Annotated in this window: 26 protein-coding genes; 11 read left to right on the forward strand and 15 right to left on the reverse strand. The window is 65.2% G+C overall.

The window, feature by feature from the left end:
* Positions 1-2 precede the first annotated feature (2 nt).
* A complete protein-coding gene (locus ACFSX5_RS15575; RefSeq protein ID WP_386834657.1) occupies positions 3-734 on the reverse strand; it encodes an SDR family oxidoreductase in 732 nt (243 codons plus the stop codon).
* A gap of 74 nt (positions 735-808) precedes the next feature.
* Between ACFSX5_RS15575 and ACFSX5_RS15580 the strand changes: the two genes are divergently transcribed.
* The 4 genes from ACFSX5_RS15580 (at position 809) to ACFSX5_RS15595 (ending at position 5,144) form a co-directional block, all read left to right on the forward strand.
* Positions 809-1,447, forward strand: a complete 639-nt coding sequence (locus ACFSX5_RS15580) for a TetR/AcrR family transcriptional regulator (RefSeq protein ID WP_386834659.1) — start codon at positions 809-811, stop codon at positions 1,445-1,447.
* A gap of 87 nt (positions 1,448-1,534) precedes the next feature.
* A complete protein-coding gene (locus ACFSX5_RS15585; RefSeq protein ID WP_386834661.1) occupies positions 1,535-2,284 on the forward strand; it encodes a tetratricopeptide repeat protein in 750 nt (249 codons plus the stop codon).
* Between the two features lie 29 nt (positions 2,285-2,313).
* Complete coding sequence (gene der / locus ACFSX5_RS15590) at positions 2,314-3,753, forward strand: ribosome biogenesis GTPase Der (RefSeq protein ID WP_386834662.1); 1,440 nt, start codon at positions 2,314-2,316, stop codon at positions 3,751-3,753.
* 128 nt (positions 3,754-3,881) lie between these two features.
* Positions 3,882-5,144, forward strand: coding sequence for a hemolysin family protein (locus ACFSX5_RS15595; protein WP_386835663.1), 1,263 nt, complete (start codon positions 3,882-3,884; stop codon positions 5,142-5,144).
* 128 nt (positions 5,145-5,272) lie between these two features.
* On the opposite strand, the gene ACFSX5_RS15600 is transcribed toward ACFSX5_RS15595, so the two are convergent.
* From ACFSX5_RS15600 to rpsF, 11 genes are all read right to left on the reverse strand, one after another.
* A complete protein-coding gene (locus tag ACFSX5_RS15600; RefSeq protein WP_386834663.1) occupies positions 5,273-5,995 on the reverse strand; it encodes an SDR family NAD(P)-dependent oxidoreductase in 723 nt (240 codons plus the stop codon).
* Complete coding sequence (purF, locus tag ACFSX5_RS15605) at positions 5,995-7,497, reverse strand: amidophosphoribosyltransferase (RefSeq protein ID WP_386834664.1); 1,503 nt, start codon at positions 7,495-7,497, stop codon at positions 5,995-5,997. The genes ACFSX5_RS15600 and purF overlap by 1 nt, the downstream gene beginning before the upstream one ends.
* A gap of 138 nt (positions 7,498-7,635) precedes the next feature.
* A complete protein-coding gene (locus ACFSX5_RS15610) occupies positions 7,636-8,277 on the reverse strand; it encodes a CvpA family protein (protein WP_386834665.1) in 642 nt (213 codons plus the stop codon).
* A gap of 114 nt (positions 8,278-8,391) precedes the next feature.
* A complete protein-coding gene (gene radA, locus ACFSX5_RS15615; RefSeq protein WP_386834666.1) occupies positions 8,392-9,792 on the reverse strand; it encodes a DNA repair protein RadA in 1,401 nt (466 codons plus the stop codon).
* Positions 9,789-10,340 carry a DUF1697 domain-containing protein gene (locus tag ACFSX5_RS15620; RefSeq protein ID WP_386834667.1) on the reverse strand — a complete coding sequence of 184 codons (552 nt, stop codon included), beginning with the start codon at positions 10,338-10,340 and terminating at the stop codon, positions 9,789-9,791. The genes radA and ACFSX5_RS15620 overlap by 4 nt, the downstream gene beginning before the upstream one ends.
* A 62-nt stretch (positions 10,341-10,402) precedes the next feature.
* Positions 10,403-11,536 carry an alanine racemase gene (gene alr, locus ACFSX5_RS15625; RefSeq protein WP_386834668.1) on the reverse strand — a complete coding sequence of 378 codons (1,134 nt, stop codon included), beginning with the start codon at positions 11,534-11,536 and terminating at the stop codon, positions 10,403-10,405.
* A gap of 1 nt (position 11,537) precedes the next feature.
* A complete protein-coding gene (locus tag ACFSX5_RS15630) occupies positions 11,538-13,022 on the reverse strand; it encodes a replicative DNA helicase (RefSeq protein WP_386834670.1) in 1,485 nt (494 codons plus the stop codon).
* Between the two features lie 215 nt (positions 13,023-13,237).
* Entirely contained in the window at positions 13,238-14,191 is a 954-nt protein-coding gene (locus ACFSX5_RS15635; RefSeq protein ID WP_386834672.1) for an IS110 family transposase, read from the reverse strand.
* 253 nt (positions 14,192-14,444) lie between these two features.
* The gene (gene rplI, locus ACFSX5_RS15640; protein ID WP_386834673.1) at positions 14,445-15,011 is read right to left on the reverse strand and encodes a 50S ribosomal protein L9; all 567 of its coding nucleotides are present in this window, start codon (positions 15,009-15,011) and stop codon (positions 14,445-14,447) included.
* A 99-nt stretch (positions 15,012-15,110) separates the two neighbouring features.
* Positions 15,111-15,365, reverse strand: a complete 255-nt coding sequence (gene rpsR / locus ACFSX5_RS15645; protein ID WP_386834675.1) for a 30S ribosomal protein S18 — start codon at positions 15,363-15,365, stop codon at positions 15,111-15,113.
* A 17-nt stretch (positions 15,366-15,382) separates the two neighbouring features.
* Entirely contained in the window at positions 15,383-15,775 is a 393-nt protein-coding gene (gene rpsF, locus ACFSX5_RS15650; RefSeq protein WP_386834677.1) for a 30S ribosomal protein S6, read from the reverse strand.
* A 327-nt stretch (positions 15,776-16,102) separates the two neighbouring features.
* On the opposite strand from rpsF, the gene fabD reads away from it, so the two are divergent.
* The 7 genes from fabD to ACFSX5_RS15685 all read left to right on the forward strand — a co-directional run bounded on the left by fabD (position 16,103) and on the right by ACFSX5_RS15685 (position 22,814).
* Positions 16,103-17,044, forward strand: a complete 942-nt coding sequence (gene fabD / locus ACFSX5_RS15655) for an ACP S-malonyltransferase (protein WP_386834679.1) — start codon at positions 16,103-16,105, stop codon at positions 17,042-17,044.
* 47 nt (positions 17,045-17,091) lie between these two features.
* A complete protein-coding gene (gene fabG, locus ACFSX5_RS15660) occupies positions 17,092-17,829 on the forward strand; it encodes a 3-oxoacyl-[acyl-carrier-protein] reductase (RefSeq protein ID WP_386834681.1) in 738 nt (245 codons plus the stop codon).
* Positions 17,830-18,018: 189 nt separating this feature from the next.
* On the forward strand, positions 18,019-18,255 hold the full coding sequence (locus ACFSX5_RS15665; protein WP_386834683.1) for an acyl carrier protein: 237 nt from the start codon (positions 18,019-18,021) through the stop codon (positions 18,253-18,255).
* Between the two features lie 27 nt (positions 18,256-18,282).
* On the forward strand, positions 18,283-19,545 hold the full coding sequence (fabF, locus tag ACFSX5_RS15670; protein ID WP_386835664.1) for a beta-ketoacyl-ACP synthase II: 1,263 nt from the start codon (positions 18,283-18,285) through the stop codon (positions 19,543-19,545).
* A gap of 165 nt (positions 19,546-19,710) precedes the next feature.
* The gene (gene mltG, locus ACFSX5_RS15675; protein ID WP_386834685.1) at positions 19,711-20,826 is read left to right on the forward strand and encodes an endolytic transglycosylase MltG; all 1,116 of its coding nucleotides are present in this window, start codon (positions 19,711-19,713) and stop codon (positions 20,824-20,826) included.
* A 73-nt stretch (positions 20,827-20,899) separates the two neighbouring features.
* Positions 20,900-21,538, forward strand: coding sequence for a guanylate kinase (gmk, locus tag ACFSX5_RS15680; protein ID WP_386834687.1), 639 nt, complete (start codon positions 20,900-20,902; stop codon positions 21,536-21,538).
* 34 nt (positions 21,539-21,572) lie between these two features.
* Entirely contained in the window at positions 21,573-22,814 is a 1,242-nt protein-coding gene (locus ACFSX5_RS15685) for an MFS transporter (RefSeq protein WP_386834689.1), read from the forward strand.
* Between the two features lie 50 nt (positions 22,815-22,864).
* On the opposite strand, the gene rsmA is transcribed toward ACFSX5_RS15685, so the two are convergent.
* The 3 genes from rsmA to ACFSX5_RS15700 are packed head-to-tail and all read right to left on the reverse strand — an operon-like array spanning position 22,865 to position 25,647.
* On the reverse strand, positions 22,865-23,716 hold the full coding sequence (gene rsmA / locus ACFSX5_RS15690) for a 16S rRNA (adenine(1518)-N(6)/adenine(1519)-N(6))-dimethyltransferase RsmA (RefSeq protein ID WP_386834691.1): 852 nt from the start codon (positions 23,714-23,716) through the stop codon (positions 22,865-22,867).
* The gene (gene pdxA, locus ACFSX5_RS15695; protein WP_386834692.1) at positions 23,713-24,711 is read right to left on the reverse strand and encodes a 4-hydroxythreonine-4-phosphate dehydrogenase PdxA; all 999 of its coding nucleotides are present in this window, start codon (positions 24,709-24,711) and stop codon (positions 23,713-23,715) included. The genes rsmA and pdxA overlap by 4 nt, the downstream gene beginning before the upstream one ends.
* Before the next feature lie 48 nt (positions 24,712-24,759).
* The gene (locus tag ACFSX5_RS15700; protein ID WP_386834694.1) at positions 24,760-25,647 is read right to left on the reverse strand and encodes a peptidylprolyl isomerase; all 888 of its coding nucleotides are present in this window, start codon (positions 25,645-25,647) and stop codon (positions 24,760-24,762) included.
* Positions 25,648-25,707 lie beyond the last annotated feature (60 nt).

Genomic DNA, 25,707 nt, shown 5'->3' on the forward strand with positions numbered 1-25,707 from the left:
CGTCACCAGGGGGTGACGCCATCCGGCTCCACGAACCTGCCGGTAACGGTGCTGTCCTCCATCAGCGCATACTGTACCGGCAGCCGCGCGCCCTCTGCCGGCGTCATGAAGCCGTTGTTCCCGGTCAGGTCCGTCTTCACATAACCGGGGCAGACCGAGTTCACGGCGATCCGAGTGTCCTTCAGTTCCGCTGCAAGCTGCACCGTCAGCATGTTTAGCGCCGCCTTCGAGGCATTGTAGCCAATCAGCCGTGCCGAGTAGTAGGGCGACGACGGATCGCCATTGATCGCCAGCGACCCCAGAGTCGTCGCCAGGTTGACGATCCGCCCGGCCTCCGATCGCCGCAGCAGCGGCAGCATGCTCTGCGTCACCGCCAGCGTGCCGATAAAGTTGGTCTCCATCAGCCGCCGCACCGCCGCCGTGGACGCGCCGCTCGGTGGTCCGTCTTCGGCGTCGACGATGCCGGCATTGTTCACGAGGATGTCCAGCCGCCCGTGCTCGGCCTCGATGTGTTTCGCTGCGGCGGCTATGCTCGCCTCATCATTGAGGTCGATAGCGACGCTGCTGACCGATAGCCCTTCTGCAGTCAGGTCTTCCGCTGCCTGTCGGCCGCGATCCGCGTCACGTGCGCCGAGCAACACGGTCGCGCCCGCTTCCGCCAGTTGCCGGGCGATCTCGAAACCGATGCCCTTGTTGGCGCCGGTCACGAGGGCGATGCGATTGGTGTGAGCCATTCTGGCTCTCCTTCAGTCTTCGTTTTTCATCCTCCGCCATTATATGAAGGATCCTTCGCATTGAGGATTCGCATATGGATGGCGCCTCTCCGCCGCACCTAAGTCCCCGGAAACGCCCGCGTCAGGCGCGCGCTGCGGTGACGCTGGAGGTGATTTTCGAAGCCACCATTCAGGTTTTGCTGGCCGAGGGATTGCACCGGCTGACCACCACCCGCGTCGCCGAACGGGCAGGCGTGTCCGTCGGCACCATGTATCAGTACTTCCCCAACAAGCTGGCGCTGATCTATGCCCTCAACGAGTACTACCTGGAGAGGGTGGCTGAGCAGGTCGAACAGGCGTGCCGCGGCAACCACGGCGCTCCGACCGCTCAGATGGTCAGAGCGTTGGTCGATGCCTATTGGGATGCCAAGACCGAGCGCAGCGACGTCACCCGCGCGCTTTACCGCTCCGTTGCCGAACTCGACAACGAGGCGCTGGTCACTGCCTTTGCCCGCCGGACCGATGCAGCGACCCTGGCCATGTTCACTTCGGCTCCCGATCGACGCTACGCCGACCTTCCGCTGGTGAACCTCACGATCCTCTCGGTGGTCTTCGGCACCGTCCGCAATGTGTTCGAGCGCAACCTGCCGCCCGAACGGCAGTTGGAGATCCGCAGCGAACTGACGCGGATGTGCCTCGCCTATCTTGACGCGTCCCGCCTCCCGGACGCTTGACCCATCGTGGGGCGAACCGCGCGTTTGCATCTGGTTGCCACCATGCTAGACGTGCCGGCAACTTCAGCAATCGAGCGCCGGACGGTCATGTCGCAGGACAACATCTTTCACGAAGTCGACGAGGAACTGCGCAGCGACCGCATGCGGGCGCTGTGGCGCCGCGTCATGCCCTATGTGATCGGTGCTGCGGTGGGCGTGGTGGCCATCGTCGCCATCAACGAAGGCTGGCAGTGGTATCACGCCAACAACGCCGCCCAATCCTCCGACGAATTCTACACCGCCCTTGATCTCGCTGATGGCGGCGATGTTGCTGCCGCTCAGGCGCAGCTCGATCAACTCGCCGCTGACGGCTCCGGCAGCTACCCGGTGTTGGCCCAGTTCGCCAAGGCAGGCCTCCTCGCCAGCGAGGGCAACGCCGCCGAGGCGGTCGCCCTCTACGATTCCCTCGCCAACACCCAGTCCGACGTTCGCCTGCGCGAACTGGCACTGGTTCTGGCGGGCAGTCTGCTGGTGGATACCGGCACCCTGGCCGATGTTGAGGCCCGTGTCGGCACCATTGCCGTCGAGGGCAACCCGCTGCGCAATGCCGCCCGCGAAACCCTCGGCCTCGCCCAGTACAAGGCCGCCAACTATGCTGCGGCCCAGGCAAGCTTCGAGGCAGTCCTCAATGATCCGCTGGCGCAGTCCACCGTGCGCAACCGCATGGGCTACTACCTGGCCCAGATGCTGGCCGCCGGTGTGATCACGGAATCTCCTGAGGCCGAAGCCGCTGCTGAAGCCATAGACGAAGCCCTCACTGGCGCTGAAGTCACACCCGCCGAACCTGCGGCCAACTAGCCGCTACGGCGCAGAACGGATTTGCTGCCATGACCGTCACCGTTGCCATTGTCGGTCGCCCAAATGTCGGCAAGTCGACGCTGTTCAACCGCCTTGTCGGGCGCAAGATCGCTCTGGTCGATGACACGCCGGGCGTCACCCGCGATCGCCGCGAGGCCGAGGGTCGCATTGCCGACCTCACCTTCAAGGTGCTCGATACCGCCGGTTACGAGGACGTCACCGGTGACAGCCTCGAGTCGCGCATGCGCCAGCAGACCGAGATCGCTATCCGCGATGCCGACGTCATCCTGTTCATGATCGACGCCCGTGCCGGCGTGACCCCACTCGACGAGCGCTTCGCGCGCGTCCTGCGCAAAGCCGGCAAGCAGGTCCACCTCGTCGGCAACAAGGCCGAGAGCGGCTCCGCTGAGGCAGGATTGGTAGAAGCCTTCAAGCTCGGTTTCGGTGAGGCCATTCCGCTCTCCGCCGAACACGGCCTCGGCCTGTCCGAGCTCTACTCCATCGTCTCCGCCGCCATCGACGAAGCGGCCGAAAAAGCCGGTGAGGGCGAAGGCAGCGAAGACGAGCAACTGCCGGAAGTCGATGTGACCATCACCGGCGACATGCTCGAAGGCGAGGGTGAAGAAGCCACCCTTCGCTGGAACCCGCGCCGCTATCTCAACATCGCCATCGTTGGCCGTCCCAATGCAGGCAAGTCGACGCTGATCAACCGCATGGTCGGAGAAGACCGGGTCCTCGTCGGCCCCGAGGCGGGCATCACCCGCGATTCCATCCTCGTTCCGTGGGAGTGGGAAGGCCGCACCATCAATCTGGTCGATACCGCCGGCATCCGCCGCCGCTCGCGCGTCACCGGCAAGCTCGAGAAGCTCGCCGTCGGCGATTCCCTGCGGTCCATCCAGTACGCCGAGATCGTGGTGCTCATGCTCGACGCCACCATCCCGTTCGAGAAGCAGGATCTCGCCCTGGCTGACCTCGTCGAGCGCGAAGGGCGCGCCATGGTCATCGCCCTCAACAAGTGGGATCTGATCGAGGACAAGAACAAGGCGCTGAGCGAACTGCGCGAGGCGTGCGAGCGCCTGCTGCCGCAGCTTCGGGGCATTCCGTTGGTGCCGATCTCCGGCCTTACCGGCCGCAATATCGACCGGTTGATGGAGGCCATCTTCGATATCGAGCGGTCGTGGAATTCCCATGTCTCCACGGCCCGCCTCAACCGCTGGCTTGCCGGCATGGTGCAGAGCCATCCGCCCCCTGCCGTCTCGGGCCGCCGCCTCAAGCTGCGCTACATGACCCAGGCCAAGACCCGGCCGCCGAGCTTCATTGTCTTCGCCTCCCGTCCCGAGGCGCTGCCCATGGCCTATCAGCGCTACCTGATCAACGGCATCCGCGAAGCCTTCGACATCAAGGGCACGCCGATCCGCCTCTGGGTGCGGGGCAATTCCGAGAACCCCTACGATCCGGACCGCAAGTAGCTACGCGCGGCATATTATCCACACCCATGGTGCAACCCACCGGCTTGCCCCTATATTGATCGCGCCATAAGCGACCCGATGCTGATTGCGGGGCCGCAAGACATGACACTCCATTGTTCGCTGAAATCCTGATCGTCGTCGTTCTGACCGTTATCAACGGCGCCCTGGCCATGTCCGAACTGGCCGTTGTTTCCGCCCGCCCCGCCCGCCTTCGTCCCTTGGCGGAGCAGGGCAACCGTGGCGCCGCCACCGCCATCGAACTCGCCGAGGATCCGGGCAAGTTCCTCTCCTCCGTCCAGATCGGCATCACCCTGGTCGGCATCCTTTCCGGCGCCTTCTCCGGTGCCACCCTGGGTGGACGCCTGGCATCCTGGCTGCAGAGCATTGGTGCCAGCGACGCGGTCGCCAACTTCGTCGGTGTCGGCGGCGTGGTGGTGCTCATCACCTATCTGTCGCTGATCGTTGGCGAACTTGTGCCCAAGCAGATCGCCCTGCGCGATGCCGAGGGCGTCGCCATCCGTGTCGCTATTCCGATGAAGATCCTGGCCACCGTCGGCTCCCCGATCGTGTGGGTCCTTGATGTGTCCGGCAAGCTGGTTCTGCGCCTGTTGGGGCAGGGCGGGGAGGCCGAGGAGAAGGTGACCGAGGAGGAGGTCAAGACCATCATCGCCGAGGCGACTACCGCCGGCGTGATCGAGACCGAAGAACACTCGATGATCGCTGGCGTCATGCGCCTTGCGGACCGCTCCGCCCGCGGCCTGATGACACCCCGACTTGAAGTGGAGGTCATCGACCTCAGCGACGATGTCGAGGAAATCCGCGAGACCATCCTCGGCAGCCATCGCTCGCGCCTCTTGGTGCAGGACGGCGATTCCGACTCCATCATCGGTGTGGTCGCCATCAAGGACATCATTGGCGTCTTCGCCGGCAACCAGCCGCTCGACCTGCGTAAGTTCGTCCAGCCCGTGCCGGTGGTGATGGATCACGCCGAAGCGCTCGACGTCGTCCGGGCCATCCGCAATTCCACCGTCCACATGGCATTGGTGGTCGACGAATACGGCCATTTCGAAGGGATCGTTACTTCGGGCGACATCCTCGAGGTCATCACCGGCGTCTTCCAGGAAGAGACAGGCGACGATCCCGCCCTGGTGGAGCGCGAGGATGGCTCCTGGCTCGTCGCCGGCTGGATGCCGGTGGACGAATTCAGCGACAAGCTCAACATCGCCATTCCGCGCGATGCCAAATACGAGACCGTTGCCGGCTACGTCCTGTCGATCCTCAACCACCTGCCTGCCGTCGGCGAGACGGTGGAACACAACGGCTGGAAGATCGAAGTCGTCGACCTCGACGGCCGCCGCATTGACAAGCTGCTCATGAGCCGCCTGGCCTAGAGCCAGGCGCTATCCAGCACGTCATCCCCGCGCGGGCGGGGATCCACTCTTCAGTAGCGCGCTTGACGCCTCGTAGACCTCATCCTGAGCCTGTCGAAGGACGAGGTCGCGGACACATGACCCGGAGACTAGATCTCTTCCGAGGAACCGTTGGCGTCGAACAGCCAACCCGTCTGCGTCACTGCGGGGCTGAGCAGATCTACCAGTTTCGGCGCAATGTCCTCCGGGGTCAGCAGCGTGTTGGGGTCTTCCCCCGGCATCGCCTTCGCCCGCATCGCGGTGCGCACCGGCCCCGGGTTGAACACGTTGACCTTCAGCGGCGAGTGCCCAACCTCGCCGGCATAGGACTTCACCATCGCGTCCAGCGCTGCCTTGCTGGCCGCGTAGAGGCCCCAGAACGGCTTCGCCGACCGTGAGGCGCCGGAGGTCACGAACACCGCCCGTCCCGCATCCGCCTGCCGCAGCAGCACGTCCAGCGACCGCAGCAGCCGGTAGTTTGCGGTGACGTTCACCGCGAACACCTTGTCGAAATCGTCCGGCTTCACATGGGGCAGGGGGCTCAGCACCCCGAGTTGCCCGGCATTGCCGATCAGCCCGTCGAGGTGGCCCCAGCGCTCGAAGATCGCCGCGCCCAACCGGTCGATGGCATCGCCATCCCGCAGGTCCAGCGGCACCAACGTCGACGAGCCACCCAAATCCTGGATGGCATCGTCGAGCTCTTCCAGCCCGCTGGTGGTCCGCGCCACGGCGATCACATGCGCTCCGCGCTTGGCCGCTTCGATGCTGGCCGCGTAGCCGATGCCCCGCGAGGCGCCGGTCACCAGCACCACCTTGCCGTCGAGTTCTTCCATTAGCCGGCTTCCTTCAGCAGCGAGATTTGTTTGGGCTCGTTCTTGGCGCGGCCCTTGAGGTCTGTCAGCTGCGTCGGATAGTCGCCGGTGAAATAATGGTCGGTAAACTGCGGCGCCGCCGGATCCCGCTTCTCCCCGCCAACGGCCGTATAGAGCCCGTCGATCGACAGGAAGGCCAGCGAGTCCGCGCCGATATACCGGCACATCGAGGCGAGGTCCGGGTGCTGGTTGGCCAGCAGTTTCTCCGGATCAGGCGTGTCGATGCCATAGTAGTCCGAGTGGAAGATCATCGGGCTCGCGACGCGAATATGCACCTCCGTCGCCCCCGCGTCGCGCATCATCTGCACGATCTTCACCGAGGTCGTGCCGCGCACGATCGAATCGTCGATCAGCACCACCCGCTTGCCCGCGATCTCGGCCCGGTTGGCGGAGTGTTTCAGCTTCACCCCGAAGGCGCGGATCGACTGCGTGGGCTCGATGAAGGTGCGGCCCACATAGTGGTTGCGGATGATGCCGAGCTCGAATGGAATGCCGCTCTGCTGCGCATAGCCGATCGCCGCCGGCGTGCCGCCATCGGGCACCGGCACCACCACGTCGGCTTCCACCGGCGCTTCCTTGGCGAGGTTCATGCCCATGCGCTTGCGTGCGGCATAGACGCTGCGGCCGGCCACCACCGAATCGGGGCGGGCGAAATACACATACTCGAACAGGCACACCCGCTCCCGCCGCGCCGGGAACGGCTTCAGCGATTCGATGGTGATCTCGCCGTCCGGCTGGATCTCGCAGACGATCACCTCGCCGTTCTCGACGTCGCGCACGAACTTGGCGCCGATGATGTCGAGGGCACAGGTCTCCGAAGCAAAGATCGGCTTGCCGTCCAGATCACCCAGCACCAGCGGCCGGATGCCGTTGGGATCGCGGGCGCCGATCAGCTTGGTGCGTGTCATCGCCACCATGGCGTAGGCGCCTTCAACGGCCCCGATCGCATCCACGAACCGGTCCGAGGAACTGGCCCGCTGCGACCGCGCGATCAGGTGGAGGATCACCTCGGTGTCCGAGGTCGACTGGCAGATCGCGCCCTGCGCGATCAGCCGCCGCCGCAGCGTCAGTCCGTTGGTGAGGTTGCCGTTATGGGCGATCGCAATGCCGCCCACTTCCAGTTCGGCGAAGAGCGGCTGCACGTTGCGCAGGATCGTTTCGCCGGTGGTGGAGTAGCGCACATGGCCCATGGCCATCTCGCCGGGCAGGCGCTTCAGCGTCGCCGGGTCGGTGAAGTGGTCGCCCACCAGGCCCAACTGCCGCTCGGAATGGAACTGCCGCCCATCGAAGCTGACGATGCCGGCTGCCTCCTGGCCCCGATGCTGTAGCGCGTGCAGGCCCAGGGCCGTAAGCGCTGCCGCATCCGGGTGCCCCAGAATGCCGAACACCCCGCACTCTTCATGCAGGGTGTCACCGTCGAGATCGAAGGGATCGTTGGTGGAAACGCTCACCGGGCTCTCCATGCCATGCCGCTCGGGCGGCGCGCTCCGTCAGCACGAAGCGAAAATCTGTGTGCCGCCGCAATAGCGCAGATCGCGGCGGAGCACCAATGCCGTCTCGGCGCGCCAGCTTTGTGGCGGCCGGGCTTCACCATCGGGTGATCAGGCCTGCGGTGCCGCGGGAGCCGCTGGAGCGGTGGTCACCGGCGCCGGATCGGTCGGATCGACCGTGCCGTCCTCGGTGCCGTCGGTGCCCTCGAGCGGGTTGGCGTCACCGGCGTCTTCGGTCAGCCCCGTGCCACCGCGCAGGATGTCGGTCACCTGTTCTTCGAGGCCTTCCGGAAGCATCGAGATCAGCGTGTTGCCCATGTTCTGCAAGTGCGGCAGCGACTGCGACCGCGCCGCCCAATCCGGAAGGTTGTTTCCAAGCAGCCACACGCCGAAAATCGTCACCACGATGGCGATCAGGATGCCGCGGAGCACGCCGAACACGAAGCCGAGGGTGCGGTCGATCGGCCCGATACGGCTGTCGACCACGAAGTCGGCGATACGCATGGTCAGCAGATGGAGGATGATCAGGGACACGATGAAGGTCACCACCACCGTGGCGATGTCGGCGACCAGTTCCTCGGCGATATAGCCGCGGGCAATTTCGGGGTGGTACTGCCACATATAGATGGCGATGGCGGCCGAGCCGGCCCAGGTGGCCAGCGACAGCACTTCCCGGGTCAGGCCCCGCGCTGTGGCGAGGATCGCCGAAATCAGCACCAGCACCCCAACCCCAACGTCGAACGCTGTCAGCATATTGTTCCGTCTGCTCCGCTGCCGCTTAGGTGGTTTCGTTTAACCACTTTGCCCCGCCAAGCCAAGCGCCGCCGCACCTTTGACCCCAAAAGCGTTAACCTGTCACGGCCCGTATCACCATTCGTCCCGTTCCGGCTGCCGCGCGGTGCCGTTGGCGGCGATCCGTCCCACCAGTTCCGCCAGCGTCGCGTATTCGCTGATGGCCAGCCCCTCGGTCCGGTCTGCAGCTCCGACTCGCCCCGTCGCCACGGCGCCGAAGCCGAGCTTCTGCGCCTCGCGCAACCGCAGCGAACTGTGCACCACCGGCCGCACCCCGCCCGCCAGCGAAATTTCGCCGAAATAGACCGAATCGGAGGGCAGCGGCGAGTTGGTCAGCGAACTGATCAGCGCCGCCGCCACTGCCAGGTCCGCCGCCGGCTCGTTGATCTTCAGCCCGCCCGCGACATTGAGATAGATGTCGTTGGCGCCAATCCGCACCCCGCAGCGCGTTTCCAGCACCGCCAGCACCATCGACAGGCGCGACGAATCCCAACCCACCACCGCCCGCCGCGGCGTGCCGAGCGGGGAGGGGGCCACCAGCGCCTGGATTTCGATCAGCAGCGGACGCGTGCCCTCCATGCCAGCGAACACCGCCGACCCTGCTGCTCCTTCGTCGCGCTGGTCGAGGAACAGCGCCGAGGGGTTCGCCACCTGCTCGAGCCCGCGCTCGGTCATGGCGAACACGCCGATTTCGTCGGTTGCGCCATAGCGGTTCTTCACGCCGCGGAGAATGCGGAAGGTGTGGCTCGAATCACCCTCGAAGTAGAGCACCGCGTCCACCATGTGCTCGACCACCCGCGGCCCCGCGATCTGCCCGTCCTTGGTCACATGGCCCACCAGCACCACTGCCGCGCCGCTCTTCTTGGCGAAACGCGTCAGCGCCTGCGCCGAGGTGCGCACCTGCGTCACCGTCCCCGGCGCGGAGTCGACGCGGTCCGTCCAAAGCGTCTGGATCGAATCGATGATGACGAGGTCCGGCGCCGGACCCGCCTCGAGCGTTGCGAGAATGATCTCGACATTGGTCTCGGCCGCCAGCAGCACTTCGGCGCCGCCGAGCCCCAGCCGCTGTGCCCGGAGCCGCACCTGGGCCACGGCCTCTTCGCCCGATACGTAAACGACGCGCTTGCCCCTGCCGGCGAGAGCCGCCGCCGACTGCAGCAACAGTGTCGACTTGCCGATGCCGGGATCGCCACCAACCAGCAGCGCCGAGCCGCGCACGAACCCGCCGCCGGTCACCCGGTCGAGTTCGCCGATGCCCGTCACCACCCGCGCCGCACTCTCGGTCTCCCCGGCGAGCGGCACCAGCGTGGTGGGACGGCCATTGGCTTTCGCCGCCTTGGGTCCCGCACCAACGCCGGAATCGACGATCTCCTCGACGATGCTGTTCCATTCCCCGCAGGAATCGCACCGTCCCTGCCAGCGCGACGACACCGCCCCGCAGGCTTGGCAGACATAGCTGGTGCGGACCTTGCTCATGCGGTGGCCTCTCGTTCGCGGGCCGTCGCCTTGTTGGCGAGCGCCGTCAGTGTGTTCCAGTTGCGGGCGGTAGCAGTGCCCGAACGCTTCTCGATGAGCCCCGGCAATCTCGAGCCCTGGGCCGTGGCGCCGGGATAGTCGACGATCAGGTGGTTGCCCTCGACGCGGATCTCTTCCGGTCCCTCATAGTCGCCGATCCAGCCGAAATCCGGCCGCGGCTTGACGAAGAAATAGACCCCCATCTGTGAGGCCCGCTCTGCCGCCGCCTCGGGCAGGGGATTGGCCCTCACCAGTGCCCGCAACTGCCGTGGTGTTCGCACCACGGCAACATTCGCCATCGTCAGCCCCAGGGACAGCACCACCTCGTTCATCCGTCTCGTTACCTCGGCCGCCGTACCCGCGCCCTCGACGATCATGTTGCCGGTGGCGATATAGGTCTCCGGCCGCGTGAACCCGGCCGCGGCGACGCCCTCGCGCCACTGCGCCATGGACATCACCCTGTGTGTCATCGGGCCGATCGCCCTGAGCAGCACCACGAAGACAGCCATGATCACTCCTGATTACGAGCAGTAGATCAGATCAGCGACCGTGACAAGAACAAAACAGGAACTCACTCCGGCGGGAGGTTGCCGTCGCCGACATAGTTGCGGTTCACCCGCGCCAGCCGCAGGCTCGTCAGGATCTCGTAGCCAATCGTGCCGGCAGCATCCGCCTGGTCATCGACGCCGATGGTCGCTCCCAGCACCTCTGCACCCTCGCCGGGGTTGGGGATATCCGCTCCAAGCTCGGTGATATCGACGATCGACAGGTCCATCGAAATGCGGCCGATCACCGGGCAGACCTTGCCGCGGATGGCAACCTTGCCGCCCGGGCGCATATTGGTCGAGGACAGCGACCGCATGAAGCCATCGGCGTAGCCGTGGCCGATGATCGCGAGCCGGCTGTTCCGCGATAGCGAGTACGCCGCGCCATAGCCAACCGACTCGCCTGTGCGCGCCTCCACCACCTGCAGGATCGGCACGTGCAACGTGACTACCGGCGCCATGGGGTTTTTTCGGCCGTTGACGGCCCGCCCGCCATAGAGCGCGATACCCGGCCGCACCATTTGGAAGTGGTAGTCCCGCCCGGTCATCAGCCCTGCCGAGTTGGCCAGCGAAGCGGGAATGCCGGGAAACTTGGCGAGCACTGAGCCGAACAAGGCCAATTGCGTCCGGTTCTTCTCGTGGTTGGGCTGGTCGGCGCAGGCGAGATGACTCATCACCATCTGCGGCGCGTAACCCAGTCCCTCGATCCGTTCCCGTACGGCGTTCACCTCGCCCAGGCGGAAGCCGAGCCGGTTCATGCCGGTGTCGAAATGGAAGGCGCTGGGATAGGCCTCGTTGCGCTCGATGCACTTGGCCAGCCACTCCTCCAGCATCGCCATCGAGGAGATCGCCGGCATCAGGTTCTGCCGGATGTAGAGATTGGCCGCCCCCGGGTAGAGCCCGTCCAGCACGAAGATGTGGACATCGGACAAGGCGGCGCGCACCGCCAGCCCCTCGTCGGGCGTCGCCACGAAAAAGAAGCGGGCGCCCGCTGCATGCAGCGCCTTGGCGGCCATGGTGATGCCCACGCCATAGGCGTCCGCCTTCACCACGGCGCCCGTCAGCGCTCCCGCGCTCACCTTGTCGAGTGCGCGCCAGTTGCGGGCCAGTGCCCCCAGATCGATGCTTAGCTGGCCGCCCAGCCCGGAAGTCAGCGCCATGTCATTCCATGCGCTCGGGGAGATAATCGGCACGGGCGAGATTGCCGAAGCGGGTGAACTGCGCCTCGAAGCTGAGCTGCACGGTGCCCGTGGGGCCGTGACGCTGCTTGGCGATGATCACTTCGGCCTTGCCGTGCACCTTTTCCATCTCCCCTTGCCAGCTCAGGTGTTCCGGCGTGCCCTCTTTGGGCTCCTTGTTCTTGAGATAGTACTCTTCGCGATACACGAACAGCACCACGTCGGCGTCCTGCTCGATAGAACCCGATTCGCGCAGGTCCGCCAGTTGCGGGTGCTTGTCGTCGCGCGCTTCCACCTGACGCGAAAGCTGGGATAGCGCAATGATCGGCACTTCCAGTTCCTTGGCCAAGGCCTTGAGCGTGGTGGTGATTTCGGTCAGCTCCTGCACGCGGTTCTGGCTCGAAGCCTTGCTCGAGCCCGACAGCAGTTGCAGGTAGTCGATGACCAGAAAGTCGAGACCCTTCTGCCGCTTCAGCCGGCGCGCACGAGCGGCAAGCTGCGCCACCGAGATACCGCCCGTATCATCGATATAGAGCGGCAGCTTGCTCATCATGTTGGACACGTCGACGAGCTTGGAAAACTGCGAATCGTGGATGCGGCCACGGCGGATGTCGGACGACGAGATCTCCGCCTGCTCCGCCAGGATACGCGTTGCCAGCTGCTCGGAGCTCATTTCCAGGCTGAAGAAGCCGACCACACCGCCGTTCACCGTCTTGTTGTGCCCGTCTGGCGTCACCTCGCCGCGCCAGGCTTTGGCGACGTTGAAGGCGATGTTGGTGGCAAGCGAGGTCTTGCCCATGGCGGGACGCCCCGCAAGGATGATCAAGTCACTCTTCTGCAGCCCGCCCATCTGGCGGTCGAGGTCGTCTAGTCCGGTGGCGACGCCGGAGAGCCCGCCGTCGCGCTGATAGGCTTCGCCCGCCATCTGGATCGAGGCGGAGAGCGCGTTCCCGAAGGCCTGGAAGCCACCGTCATAGCGGCCCTTCTCGGCCAGCGAGAACAGCTCGCCTTCCACCTTCTCGATCTGCCGTTCCGGCGTCATCTCGACATCGGCGTCATAGGCGGTCGAGACCATCTCCTCGCCTACGAGGATCAGGTTCCGCCGGATCGCCAGGTCGTAGATCATCTGCCCGTAGTCGGCAGCATTCAGCACCGTGGTCGCTTCGGCCGCGAGGCGCGCCAAGTACTGCGCCATGGTCACGTCCGGCAGCAACTGCTCGGGCAGGTGGGTCTTGATCGTGGTTGGATCGGCAGACTTGCCGGCCCGGATGATCTTGCTGATCACCTCGTAGATTTCCCGGTGCACCGGCTCATAGAAGTGCTCGGGCATCAGGAAGTCGGAGACCCGGTAAAAAGCCTCGTTGTTGATCAGGACGGCGCCCAGCAGGGCCTGCTCGGCTTCCACATTGTGGGGTGCGATGCGGAACGACTTCTCTTCAGCCGGGTGGAGCCGCGCAATCTCAGCCATCGGTGCCTCGGGGGAACAACGTTAACCTTCCTTAACCACGCCACTCTGGCGTGAGTCTTGGCCTACGTGGCCAAGGGTTAATGCTGTGCTGACCCGCCCTGTGAATTCCGTGCACAACGGGGATTGTCTATCCCGGTCCTTGCACGAGAACAAGACCAGAACGGCGCCGATTCTCCACCGAGGCACCCGCTGCCGGCCACAAAAAAGCAACGGTGTTAGCGGTCAAGGACAGCTGGGTTGTTGTCTCGGAGTCTGGCGTTGAGGATGATGAGCATTTTTCGGATGACGGCGACGAGAGCGACCTTTCCGGGTTTTCCTCTGCCCCGCAGGCTTGTGTAGAAGGCTTTGATTGCTGGATCGAAGCGGATTGCCGGCAGCGCGGCGAGATAGAGTGCGTCGCGCACTGGCCTTCTGCCGCCCGCGATCATGCGCTTTCCGCGCATTGCGCCGCTGTCGCGGTTGAGGGGGGCAACCCCGACCAGCTTGGCGATCTGAGCTTTGTTGAGCAGACCCAGTTCGGGCTGGCCTGCCAGCAGGAAGCATGCCGTGCGTAGGCCGATCCCTTTGAGGGACATGAGCACCTCGGCCTTCCTGCCGAGTTCGGGGTCCGCTCTGAGGCACTCTGCCATGTCGTCAACAACAGCCTGACGCTGCTTGACCAGAAAGCCCAGGGTCTGTTCGATCCACTCCTTCGTCCTGCCTTGGGTCCCGTGGTTCAGCTTCTCGCGCCGGTTCTTTTCTTGCACGATCATGTGAGACAACTGCCTGTAGCGCAGGACAAGCTCCTCCAGCGCAGCCTGCCGGCTGGAGCGCTGCGGCAGGATGCGCGTCTGCATGCGCCGGCCACAGTCAGCGAGGACGAAGGCGTCGATCGTATCGGTCTTGGAGAGCTGCCCGCAGGCTCTGGCGAACTGCCTGACCTGGCCGGCATTGACCTTGGCAACCGGCAACTGGGCCGCTTGAAGGGCCGCCACGGTCAGGCGCTCGTAACCGCCGGTCGGCTCCAAAATCAGCCGCGCGATCCCCTTCAGGGGCGCCAGAAAGGCGATGAGGGCAGCCACGCCTTCAGCCGTATTGGCAAAGCGAGCCTTCTCCTGATCGGGCAGCAGGCAGACATCCAGGAAGGATTTTGATATGTCGATGCCCACAAAACGGGTAGCATAAGGCATAGGCTTGGTCTCCCTTATACGCGAGCGCAAGGCTCTCTCAACGGTGCGACGAAGCCTCAAGGCACGCAGAGGGTGATGCTTTTTTACGAACGTAACGTTCAGGGCCGGATGCCCAACCGCTCTGCGTGCATCATCGTGGTGTTGCAACCACCACAATGAACTGAGGCCGGAACATCATAACGACGTTCCGGCCTCGATATGTATAAGGCCGGGCAGAGCCCGGCCTTCATGTTCGTATCTGACGCTTCGAGGACTACTCCTCGAAACGGTCCTCGGCAGCGGCATCGGCCTGACCGGCAGCGAAGTCGCCGTCTTCATCGATGTCGTACTGGGTGACGGTCACGTCCTCACCGGCAGCCTGGCGCTGGGCCTCGTCTTCCGAGCGGGCGACGTTGACGGTGATCGACACGGCCACTTCCGGGTGCAGGGCGAGCGACACGGTGTGCACGCCCACCGACTTGATCGGCTCGGCCAGTTCGACCTGATTGCGCTGGATGGTGAAGCCGTCGACGGCCAGGGCCTCGACGATGTCACGGGCGGCAACCGAACCGTAGAGCTGGCCGGTTTCGCCGGCCTGGCGGATGATGATCACCGCGCGGCCATCGAGGCCCTCGGCGATACCGGCAGCCGACTTGCGGCGCTCTTCGTTGCGCTTTTCGATGTTGGCGCGCTCGGCGGCGAACTTGGCGCGGTTGGCCTCGTTGGCGCGCAGCGCCTTGCCCTGCGGCAGCAGGTAGTTGCGGGCGAAGCCGTCCTTGACGGTGACTTCGTCGCCGATCGAGCCGGTGCGGCCGACGCGCTCGAGCAGAATGACTTTCATGGAGATGTTCCTTGTGGCTGTCCCGCCCTGTTCGGACGGTTAGGAGCCGCGGACCATTCCGCGACCCCAACGTTCAAAAGCTGTTCAGCTTCGTTCAGCTTACTGAACGGCGAACGGCATCAGGCCGATGAAACGGGCACGCTTGATCGCCTGGGCGAGTTCGCGCTGCTTCTTGGCCGACACGGCGGTGATGCGGCTCGGCACGATCTTGCCGCGCTCGGACACGTAGCGCGACAGCAGGCGCACGTCCTTGTAGTCGATCTTCGGCGCGTTCTCGCCGGAGAACGGGCAGGTCTTGCGGCGGCGCTGGAACGGGCGGCGCGCCTGCGAGGTGGTCAGGTCACGAATGGCCATGGTTCAAAATCCTTGTGTTAGGCGCGACGGGGCGGACGACGGTCGCCGAAGCCACCACGATCCGAGCGGCCATCGCGGTCGTCGCGATCGCGCTTCTGCATCATCGCCGACGGACCTTCTTCCAGCTCGTCCACGCGCACGGTCATGAAGCGCAGGATGTCTTCATTGATGCGCATCTGGCGCTCCATCTCGGCCACGGCCGGGGCAGGGGCGTCGAGGTTGAGCAGCGAATAGTGCGCCTTGCGGTTCTTGCGGATGCGGTAAGAGAGGCTCTTGAGCCCCCAGTATTCGGTCTTGGTGACCTTGCCGCCGCCCTGGGCGAGGATTTCGGTCAGCTGTGCAGTCAGGTCTTCGACCTGCTGCTGGGACACGTCCTGGCGCGCCAGGAAGATGTGTTCGTAAAGGGCCATTGATGCGCCTTCCTTGGTTTCACTACGCAATCGCTGGCGCGGAGCCCCTTTGAAGCCGGGAAGGCGTCAAAAGCAGTCTTGCAAAGAGCGGGAACACGGGAGGCCGGACCACTCACGGCCCTGTTCGGTGAAAACACCGAACCCTCCGTTCAGCCCCCGGCCAAACGAATTGCTGCGGCGGCTATAGGGGAAACCGCCCCTTCTGACAAGGCAAAACTGGACGAAACCGGCGCGGCGCCTTGACTCCGCCACAGCTTCCATCCAAAGCCCGGCAACTGCACCGCCGTTTACCGGATTGTAGACCCAAACCCACGCAGAGGGGCGTCCATGACCAAGACAGCGTTCACCTTTCCCGGCCAGGGCAGCCAGGCCGTCGGCATGGGCAAGGATCTTGCCGAGGCCTTTCCCGAGGCTCGCGCCGTCTTCGATGAGGTAGACGAGGCTCTCGGCCAGAAGCTCTCCACCGTCATGTTCGAGGGGCCGGAGGACGTTCTTCGTCTCACCGAGAACGCTCAGCCGGCCTTGATGGCTGTCAGTGTCGCCGTGGTTCGCGTCCTCGCCAGCCGTGGCATCAACCTCGCTGCGCGCGCTGCCTACGTGGCCGGCCACTCGCTCGGCGAATACTCCGCCCTTTGCGCCGCCGGTACCTTTACCCTCGCCGACACCGCCCGCCTGCTTCGCACCCGCGGCCAGGCCATGCAGAAGGCAGTCCCGGTGGGCCATGGTGCCATGGCAGCACTCCTGGGCCTCGATCTCGACACGGCCCGCGCCGTCGCCAGCGAAGCGGCCGGCTCCGATGTCTGCGAAGTCGCCAACGACAACGCCCCGGGCCAGGTCGTCGTCTCCGGCACCACCGCCGCCGTCGAGCGCGCCGTCGACATCGCCAAGGGCAAGGGCGCCAAGCGCGCTTTGCTGCTGCCCGTCAGCGCCCCGTTCCACTGCTCCCTGATGCAGCCGGCCGCCGAGGCCATGCAGGCGGCATTGTCCGAAGTCGCCATGCAGGCTCCGGTCGTGCCGTTGGTCAGCAATGTACTCGCTGCACCGATCAGCGATCCCGAAGAGATTCGCCGGCGCCTCGTGGAACAGGTGACGGGCGTCGTCCGCTGGACCGAGAGCATCACCTGGCTCACTGGCGAAGGCGGCGTCACCAATCTGGTTGAACTGGGCTCGGGCAAGGTCCTGACTGGACTCGCAAAACGCATCAACGGCGACGTCACTGCGACGGCAGTCGGCACGCCTGCCGACATCGACGCCTTCGTCGGCGCCTGAATCGAAATCTCAATTCCCTCGGCCGCGACCGCAACCGGAGAAGCCAAATGTTTGATCTGACTGGCAAACGCGCACTGGTCACCGGCGCCAGCGGCGGCATCGGCCGCGAGATTGCCAAGGCGCTTGCTGCTGCCGGTGCCACCGTCGCCCTGTCGGGCACCCGCGTCGGCGCCCTCGAGGACACGGCCAAGGAAATCGGTAAGGACTGCCCGATCCTGCCCGCCAACCTCTCGAAGCTCGGTGAGGTCGACAAGCTCGTCCCTGCCGCCGAACAGGCGATGGGCGGGCTCGACATTCTCGTCAACAATGCCGGTATGACCCGCGACAACCTCTTCATGCGCATGAAGGACGAGGAGTGGGACGAGGTCATCGCCGTCAACCTGACCGCCGCCTTCCACCTCAACCGCGCCGTGCTGCGCGGAATGATGAAGCAGCGCTGGGGCCGCATCATCGGCATCTCTTCGGTCGTCGGCGTCATGGGCAATCCGGGGCAGGGGAACTACGCCGCCTCCAAGGCCGGCCTCATCGGCATGAACAAGGCCCTGGCGCACGAGGTCGCGAGCCGCAACATCACCGTCAATTCCATCGCACCCGGCTTCATCGCCTCGGCCATGACCGACGAGTTGAACGACAAGCAGCGCGACTCGATCCTGTCCACCATTCCCGCCGGCCGCCTCGGCACCGCTACCGAGATCGCCGCCGCTGCGGTATTCCTGGCCAGCGACGCGGCGGGCTACATCACGGGCCACACCCTCAACATCAACGGCGGGATGGCCATGATCTAGGCTGGGAAAAGGGCAACCAGCCGTTGGCGCGGGAGTTTTCCTCGTGCTAGGTCCGCCCGTCGGAAGTCTTGCCGCAGGCGAGGCCGTCACCTACATGCCCGCTACGGCGGGCCCAACACCAAGCTTGAAGATTTGGCATCGCGCCAATAGAAGCGAACGAAACCTGCTTTCGGAAAAGGGAAGTCAACTATGAGCGATATCGCTGATCGGGTCCGCAAGATCGTTGTGGAACACCTCAATGTCGATGCGGAGAAGGTCACCGAGAAGGCCAGCTTCATCGACGATCTGGGCGCTGACTCCCTGGATCAGGTGGAACTCGTCATGGCGTTCGAAGAAGAATTTTCGGTCGAGATTCCGGACGACGCTGCCGAGTCGATCCAGACCTTCGGCGACGCCGTGAACTTCCTCACCAAGGCTGTCGGCTAAGGCCGGCCGAGGCAGTCGACCATGGAACTGCGTCGCGTCGTCGTCACCGGGATGGGCCTCGTCACGCCCCTCGGTTGCGGGGTTGAAACCACCTGGGCCAATATCCTGGCCGGCAAGAGCGGCGCGAAACGCATCGACGATTTCCAGGTCGACGACATCGCCTGCCAGATCGCTCAGCGCATCCCGCTCGGGGATTATGCCGATGGCATGTACAACCCCGACGAATGGATGGAGCCGAAGGAGCAGCGCAAGGTCGATCCCTTCATCGTCTACGCCATGGCCGCGGCAACGCAGGCCATCGAAGACGCAGGGGTCGAGCCCAAGACGCAGGAAGAACAGGAGCGCTCCGGCGTCCTGATCGGCTCCGGCATTGGCGGCATTGGCGGCATCTATGATGCCTCCATCACCCTGCACGAAAAGGGTCCGCGCCGCATCAGCCCGTTCTTCATTCCGGGCCGGCTGATCAACCTGGCGGGCGGGCACGTGTCTATCCGCTTCGGTCTCAAGGGCCCGAACCACTCCGTGGTTACTGCCTGCTCCACCGGTGCCCATGCCATTGGCGACGCTGCGCGTCTGATCGCCCTCGGCGATGCCGATGTGATGGTGGCCGGCGGCACCGAGAGCTGTGTCAACCGCCTCTCGTTGGCAGGCTTCGCCGCCTGCCGGGCCCTGTCGACCAACTTCAACGACAACCCCACCGCTGCCTCGCGTCCCTATGACAAGGATCGTGATGGCTTCGTCATGGGTGAAGGGGCCGGCGTGGTCGTGCTCGAGGACTACGAGCGGGCCAAGGCTCGTGGCGCCAAGATCTATGGCGAAATCATCGGCTACGGCCTGTCTGGCGACGCGTACCACATCACCGCTCCGGCGGAGGATGGCGATGGCGGCTTCCGCTGCATGAACGCCGCCATCAAGCGGGCCGGCATCTCGCCGTCGGAGATCGACTACATCAACGCCCACGGCACCTCCACGCCGCTCGGTGACGAAATCGAACTCGGCGCCGTCACCCGCATGCTGGGCGACGCTGCTCCGCGCGCGGCAATGAGCTCCACCAAGTCGGCCATCGGCCACCTCTTGGGTGCAGCCGGCGCGGTCGAGGCGATCTTCTCGCTCCTCGCCATCCGCGACAACATCGCGCCACCCACGATCAACCTCGACAATCCTTCCGTCGAGACGCCGATCAATCTCGTTCCCAAGCAGCCGCTGAAGAAAGAGATCAACGTGGCACTGTCCAACAGCTTCGGCTTCGGCGGCACCAACGCCAGCCTGGTCATGCGCCGCGTCGCCTGACTTTTCCACGATCAATCAAGGGGCACACCGCGCGTCGGCACGGTGTGCCCCTTGTTTTTGCGCTAAGCCGTTGCCAACAATGCGCCGCGGCCACGAGGCTGACGCAAATCGGTGACAATGGCCCGGGCACAACGGTGCAAACGGGCAGACGAGGGTCAGGCACACATGGGTGATCGGAAGGTCAGGCGGCGGCGCCGCTCCGGCGGCTTTATCGACGTGCTCAACGGCATTCTCACCCTCTTTGTCATTGGCCTCATCGCCGTCGGCGGCGTGCTGGTCTATGGCGCGGCGCAATTCTACGGCGATGGTCCGCTTCGGGAAGAAACCGTGTTCCGTGTCGAGTCCGGTAACTCCCTCACCACCGCTGCCCAGCGGCTGGAAGAACAGGGCCTGATCACCAACGCCTTCATCTTCACGCAGGTGGCTCGTCGCGTGGAGAACAACACCGCCATCAAGGCCGGCGATTTCCGCATACCTGCTGGCGCCAGCATGTCCGAGATCCTGACCGAACTCACCACCGGCAATCCGGTCCGCTATGCCGTGGTGGTGCCGGAGGGTTGGACCTCCTGGCAGGTCGTCCAGCGGCTGAGCGACGTCGGCGATCTCACTGGCGAGGTCCCCAATCTGCCTGCCGAGGGTTCCATCCTTCCCGGCAGCTACGACTATGTCCCCGGCGATACCCGTCAGTCGGTGCTCGACAAGATGCAGACCGCCATGACCGAGGCGCTGGCCGAAGTCTGGGAGAGCCGCCAGCCCGACCTGCCGCTCGAGTCCCCCGAGGAACTTCTGGTGCTTGCCTCCATCGTGGAGCGCGAGACCGGCGTGGCCAGCGAGCGTCCGCAGGTTGCCGCTGTCTTCGTCAATCGCCTGCGCGAGGGCATGCGCCTGCAGTCCGATCCGACGATCATCTATGGCATCACCCGCGGCCAGCAGACGCTGGATCGTGGCCTCCGCCGTTCGGAGATCGAGGAGCGGACCGAGTACAACACCTACCAGATCGACGGACTGCCCCCGACGCCCATTGCCAATCCGGGTATCGAGGCGCTGCAGGCGGTCGCCAATCCCGACAGCCACGACTATCTCTACTTCGTTGCCAAGGGCGCCACGCCGAGCGAGGGCCACGTCTTCGCCGAGACCTATCGCGAGCACCAGCAGAACGTCGCGCGTTACCGCGAGATCGAAGCGGAAGCCGCTGCCCAGGCTGAGGCCGAAGCCGAGGCGGCACGCCGGGCCCTCGAGGAAGCCGAAGCGTCGGAAGCAGGGGATACCGGCGGGAACTGATTGTGGCCCCGCTTGACCGATCGGTTGCGTTGGCTCAACTACCCGCATTCCGCAGATCGAACAGGCTGGACAGATGGAGTTTCAACGCCGCGGCGTCATGTTGGTGATCGCTTCACCCTCGGGCGCCGGTAAATCCTCCATCTCCCGTGCACTGTTCGCGCAGGATCCCAATATTCGGCTGTCGGTTTCGGTGACCACCCGCGCCCGGCGCACCGATGAAGTGGAAGGCACGCACTACTATTTCGTCGATGTGCCCACTTTCAACCGCATGCGCGCCGACGGCGAACTGCTGGAGTGGGCCCAGGTCCACGACAATTTCTACGGCACGCCCCGCGCCCGGGTCGAAGAGCAACTCGCCGCCGGCCACGACATCCTTTTCGACGTCGACTATCAAGGAACACTGCAGCTCTACGAGAAGAGCCGCTCCGACATGGTCACGGTGTTCATCCTGCCGCCGACAATCAAGGAACTCCGCGCCCGTCTCGAGCGGCGTGCGCAGGACAGTGTCGGCACCATCGAAAAGCGGCTGCGCAACGCCAAGATCGAAATGGCGCACTATTCCGAGTACGACTACATCATCATCAATGACGATCTGGAGGCATCGACGCAGAAGGTGCGCTCCATCCTCGCCGCCGCCCGGCTTGCCCGGCAGCGCCTCGGGCAATTGGATAATTTCGTCAAGGACTTGCAGAACCAGATCGACTCTCTTTGAGAACGACCTGAATCGCGGTGTGAGGTGACTGGTCATGGCAGAGCCGTCTCCTCGCATCGGTATCCGCCGCGGCACACCGGCCTATCGACGAGCCAATCTCGCCTTCTTCCTCTCTGCCTTCGTCACCTTCGCTTCGCTTTATTCGGTGCAGCCGCTGCTGCCGATCTTCGCGGCGGAGTTTCGCCTTGGTGCTGGTGAGAGTTCGCTTTCCCTGTCCGCCACCACTGCCGTTCTTGCTGCGGCTCTGATCCTCGCCAGCTGGGTGTCGGACCGCGTCGGCCGCCGCCGTCTCATGGTTTGGTCCATCGTCTCGACGGCAGCGCTTGGCCTCGCCCTGCCGTTCTCTCCCAACTGGGTGAGCCTGGTCGCCAACCGCGCGGCGATGGGGCTGACGCTCTCCGGATTGCCCGCGGTGGCGATGGTCTATCTGGCCGAGGAGATGGAGCCGGACGCCCTCGGCTTCTCCATGGGGCTCTACATCGGCGGTACTGCCATCGGCGGCATGGCCGGCCGGTTGCTCTCCGGCGTCATGGCGGACTGGATCGGCTGGCGCCCGGCGCTGCTGGTCCTCGGCATCGCCGTCGCCCTGGCTGCACTCGCGGTGGTACTGCTGCTGCCGCAGGCCCATAACTCCAGCCGCCAGCGCCTAGCCTTGACGCAGCTGGGCCGGCTCATTGCCGTCCAGTTCACCGATCGCGGTCTGCCCTGGCTGTTTGCCTCCGCCTTTCTGCTGATGGGCAGTTTCGTCACCCTTTACAACTATGCCGGTTTCCGCCTGGCGCTGCCGCCCTTTGAACTCAGCCACGCCGCCATCTCGTCGATCTTCATCGTCTATCTGCTCGGTAGCGTCAGCTCCGCCTGGGCCGGCGGCCTGTCGCAGCGCCTCGGCCGCCGGCGCGTGTATTGGGTTCTGGTTCTGGTGCTGGCAATCGGCATTGGCTTGACGGCCCTGCCGTCTACGATCGGCGTCATCGCCGGTCTGGCGATCGCCACCATCGGCTATTTCGCCGCTCATGGCATCGCCAGCGCCTGGGTCACACGACGCGCCCAGCAGGGCAGGGCGCAAGCCTCCGCGCTCTACATGTTCGCCTATTATCTGGGGGCGTCCGTGCTCGGCACGCTCGGCGGCTACGCATGGTCCGCCTGGGACTGGCCAGGCGTGCTGCTCGTCAGCGGCGGAGCCATTCTCGTCGCCTTGGCCATAGCAATCGGCCTGACACGCCTGCCGCCCTTGCCGATCCCCGAACAACCGCCGGAACCACCCGTCGGCGCGTGACTCCAAGAGACCTCATGGTGAGCGTGCCGAACCGGGCCGCGGTCGCTGCGCTATCCGCCGGCCCTCAGTCTCGGCAGCGCCGCTGCCATGGCCAGAAACGTCTCCACCGGCAGTTCTTCCGCCCGCTCGTCCCCCTTGAGTGCACCCGCCGCGAGCAGCGCCTCCACCGGCACTCCCGTCGCCTTGAGGCTCTGGCGCACCATCTTGCGCCTCTGTCCGAAGGCGGCGCGCGTCACCTGCTCCAGCGCATGCACCGTCACGCTCGGATCCACCGGTTTCGGCACCAGGTGAACCACGGCCGAGGTCACATTCGGCGGCGGCACGAAGGCCTGCCGGCCGACATTGAAGGCGATCCGCGCATCCGTCCGCCAGCCGGCGAACACCGCCAGCCGCCCATAGTGCTCCTCCCCGGGCCGAGCGCAGATGCGCTCCGCCACTTCGCGCTGGAACATCAGCGTCAGGCTCTCAAAGAACGGTGGCCACGGCTCCGTGCTGAGCCAGCCGGTCAAGAGCGGCGTGCCGATATTGTAGGGCAGGTTGGCGATGATCCGCGTCGGGCCGTCCGCCAGCAACCGGTAGTCCATCTCCATGGCGTCGCCCGCCACCACCGTCAGCCGCCCGGGATACGCATCGGCGATCTGCGCCAGCGCCGGCAGCGCTCGCGCATCACGCTCAATCGCGATCACCTCGCGTGCACCCTCCGCCAGCAGCGCCCGCGTCAACCCGCCTGGTCCCGGGCCCACCTCGATCACCCGCACCCCTTCGAGCGACCCGCCCACGCGGGCAATCCGGGCCGTCAGGTTCAGGTCAAGCAGGAAATTCTGCCCCAGTTCCTTCTTGGCGCGCAGCCCGTGCTCGGCGATCACCTCGCGCAGCGGCGGCAGGTCGTCGATCTGGCTCATCGCACCGCCGTCATGGCATCGGCCATGCGAATGGCTGCAAGAAAGCTCTTGGGCGAAGCCTTGCCGGTGCCGGCCAGGTCGAAGGCGGTGCCATGGTCCGGCGAGGTGCGCACGATCGGCAGCCCCAGCGTCACGTTCACCGCGTCCTCGAACGCCACCGTCTTGATGGGGATCAGCGCCTGGTCATGGTACATCGCCACCACGGCGTCGTACTTCGCCCAATGGGCGGGGTAGAACAGCGTATCGGCGGGCAGGGGGCCCTCCACCGAGAGTCCCTCATGCTGCAGATCCAGCACCGCTGGCATCACGATCTCCTGGTCCTCGCGCCCGATGGCGCCGCCCTCTCCGGCATGCGGGTTGAGGCCGGCGACGGCAATGCGCGGCTCCTCGATCCCGAACCGCTTCTTGAGATCATGGGCGACGATCCGCACCGTTTCCGCGACTAGCTCGCGCGTTAGCAGGTCCGGTACGTCACGGATGGGCACGTGGATGGTCACGGGGATTGCGCGCAACCCCCCATGCGCGAGCATCATCACCGGTAGCCGTGGCTTGCCGCCCTGCGCGCAGAGTTCGGCCAGGAACTCGGTATGCCCCGGATGGCGGAACCCGGCATTGTAGAGCGCCGCCTTGTGGATCGGCGCCGTCACCAGCCCGCGGCAGGCACCCGTCAGGGTCGCCGAGACCGCCGCGGTGATCGACTCGATCACCGCACGCGCCGAGACCGCAGAAATCTCCCCTGGGTGGTCGGGCACCAGCCCACCGACATCGACCACCGGCAGGGCCGTCTCGAACACGTCCTGAGCCTCTGCCGCCGTGCACGCCTTTACGGTCACTTCGAGCCCCAGCCGGGCCGCCCGAGTACGGAACAGCTCTGCATGTCCGAAGACGCAAAAGGCCGGAAGCTCAAGCTCCCGGCGCTGCTCGAACAGCTGCAGGATGAGTTCGGGACCCACTCCTGCGGGCTCTCCCATGCTGATGGCCAGCGGCTTGTGCATCTCCGCCCCCGGGGGAGAGTGAGGCGGGCCTCTGCGCCCGCCCGACGCTTAGTTGTAGATGATCTTCGCCTGCGACCGCAGGTTCGCCATGTATTCCTTGGCCCGGGTCTCGAGTGCGGAGTTACCGGCTTCGGCTTCCAGTTCACCCTTCACGAAGGTGAGGTCGTCCGCCTGGGTCTTCTCGCAGATCGCCAGCATGGACACGCCCTGCTCGACCACGCGCGGCTTGGTGATGCCGCCGACGTTGAGCCCGGCCAGTTCCTTCGCCAGTGCCTCCGGCAGCTGCGTTGCATGGCGACGGCCGATATCGATCACTGCGGCGTCGGTATAGTTCAGCGACAGGTTCACCGCGCCATCGCAACCGTTGAACTTGGAGCGGTAGTTGTTCGCCTGGCCACTGCGCGCGCCCGAGCCTGCACCCACGAAGATGATCTCCTTGAGGATGTAGTCGAAGCGCTCGAAATCGTTGATCTGGTTCGCGGCCTGCTGGTCCAGCGCCGCGCCGTCCAACTGCACCTGGGGCATGACTGCCACCTGGGTCACGGCGTTCCACGCCACTGCAGCACGCAGCCGGTCCTTGAGGGTTTCCATGTTGACGCCGGCCTGCTGCATGATCTGCACCAGCCGGTCCTGGCTCACGCGGAGATTACGGGCCACCTGCAGCAGCGCCTCATCCACCTGCGCGTTCGAAACCGTGATGCCGAGCCGCTTGGCTTCCGACATCTGAATGGCTTCGTCGATCAGTTGCTCGGTGGCGCCACGCGTGCCGCCCTGATTGCCCTCGAGCGCAAACAGCTTCACCCGCTGAGCGATCTGGACGTCGGTAATCGGGGTGCCGTTCACAGTCACCCGCACATTCTGCGCCAGAGCCGGGCTCAAGCTTGCTGCCATCAGCAGCACGCCTGCGATCAGGGCGCCGCCCACGCGCCTCCACATGCCGTTCGCCATATTGTCCTTCGCCTCTGCCAATCGAATGCGCCGCCGCCCTCCATGGGG

The sequence above is a fragment of the Devosia albogilva genome (genome assembly GCF_042685625.1).
Classification (GTDB): Bacteria; Pseudomonadota; Alphaproteobacteria; order Rhizobiales; family Devosiaceae; genus Devosia; species Devosia albogilva.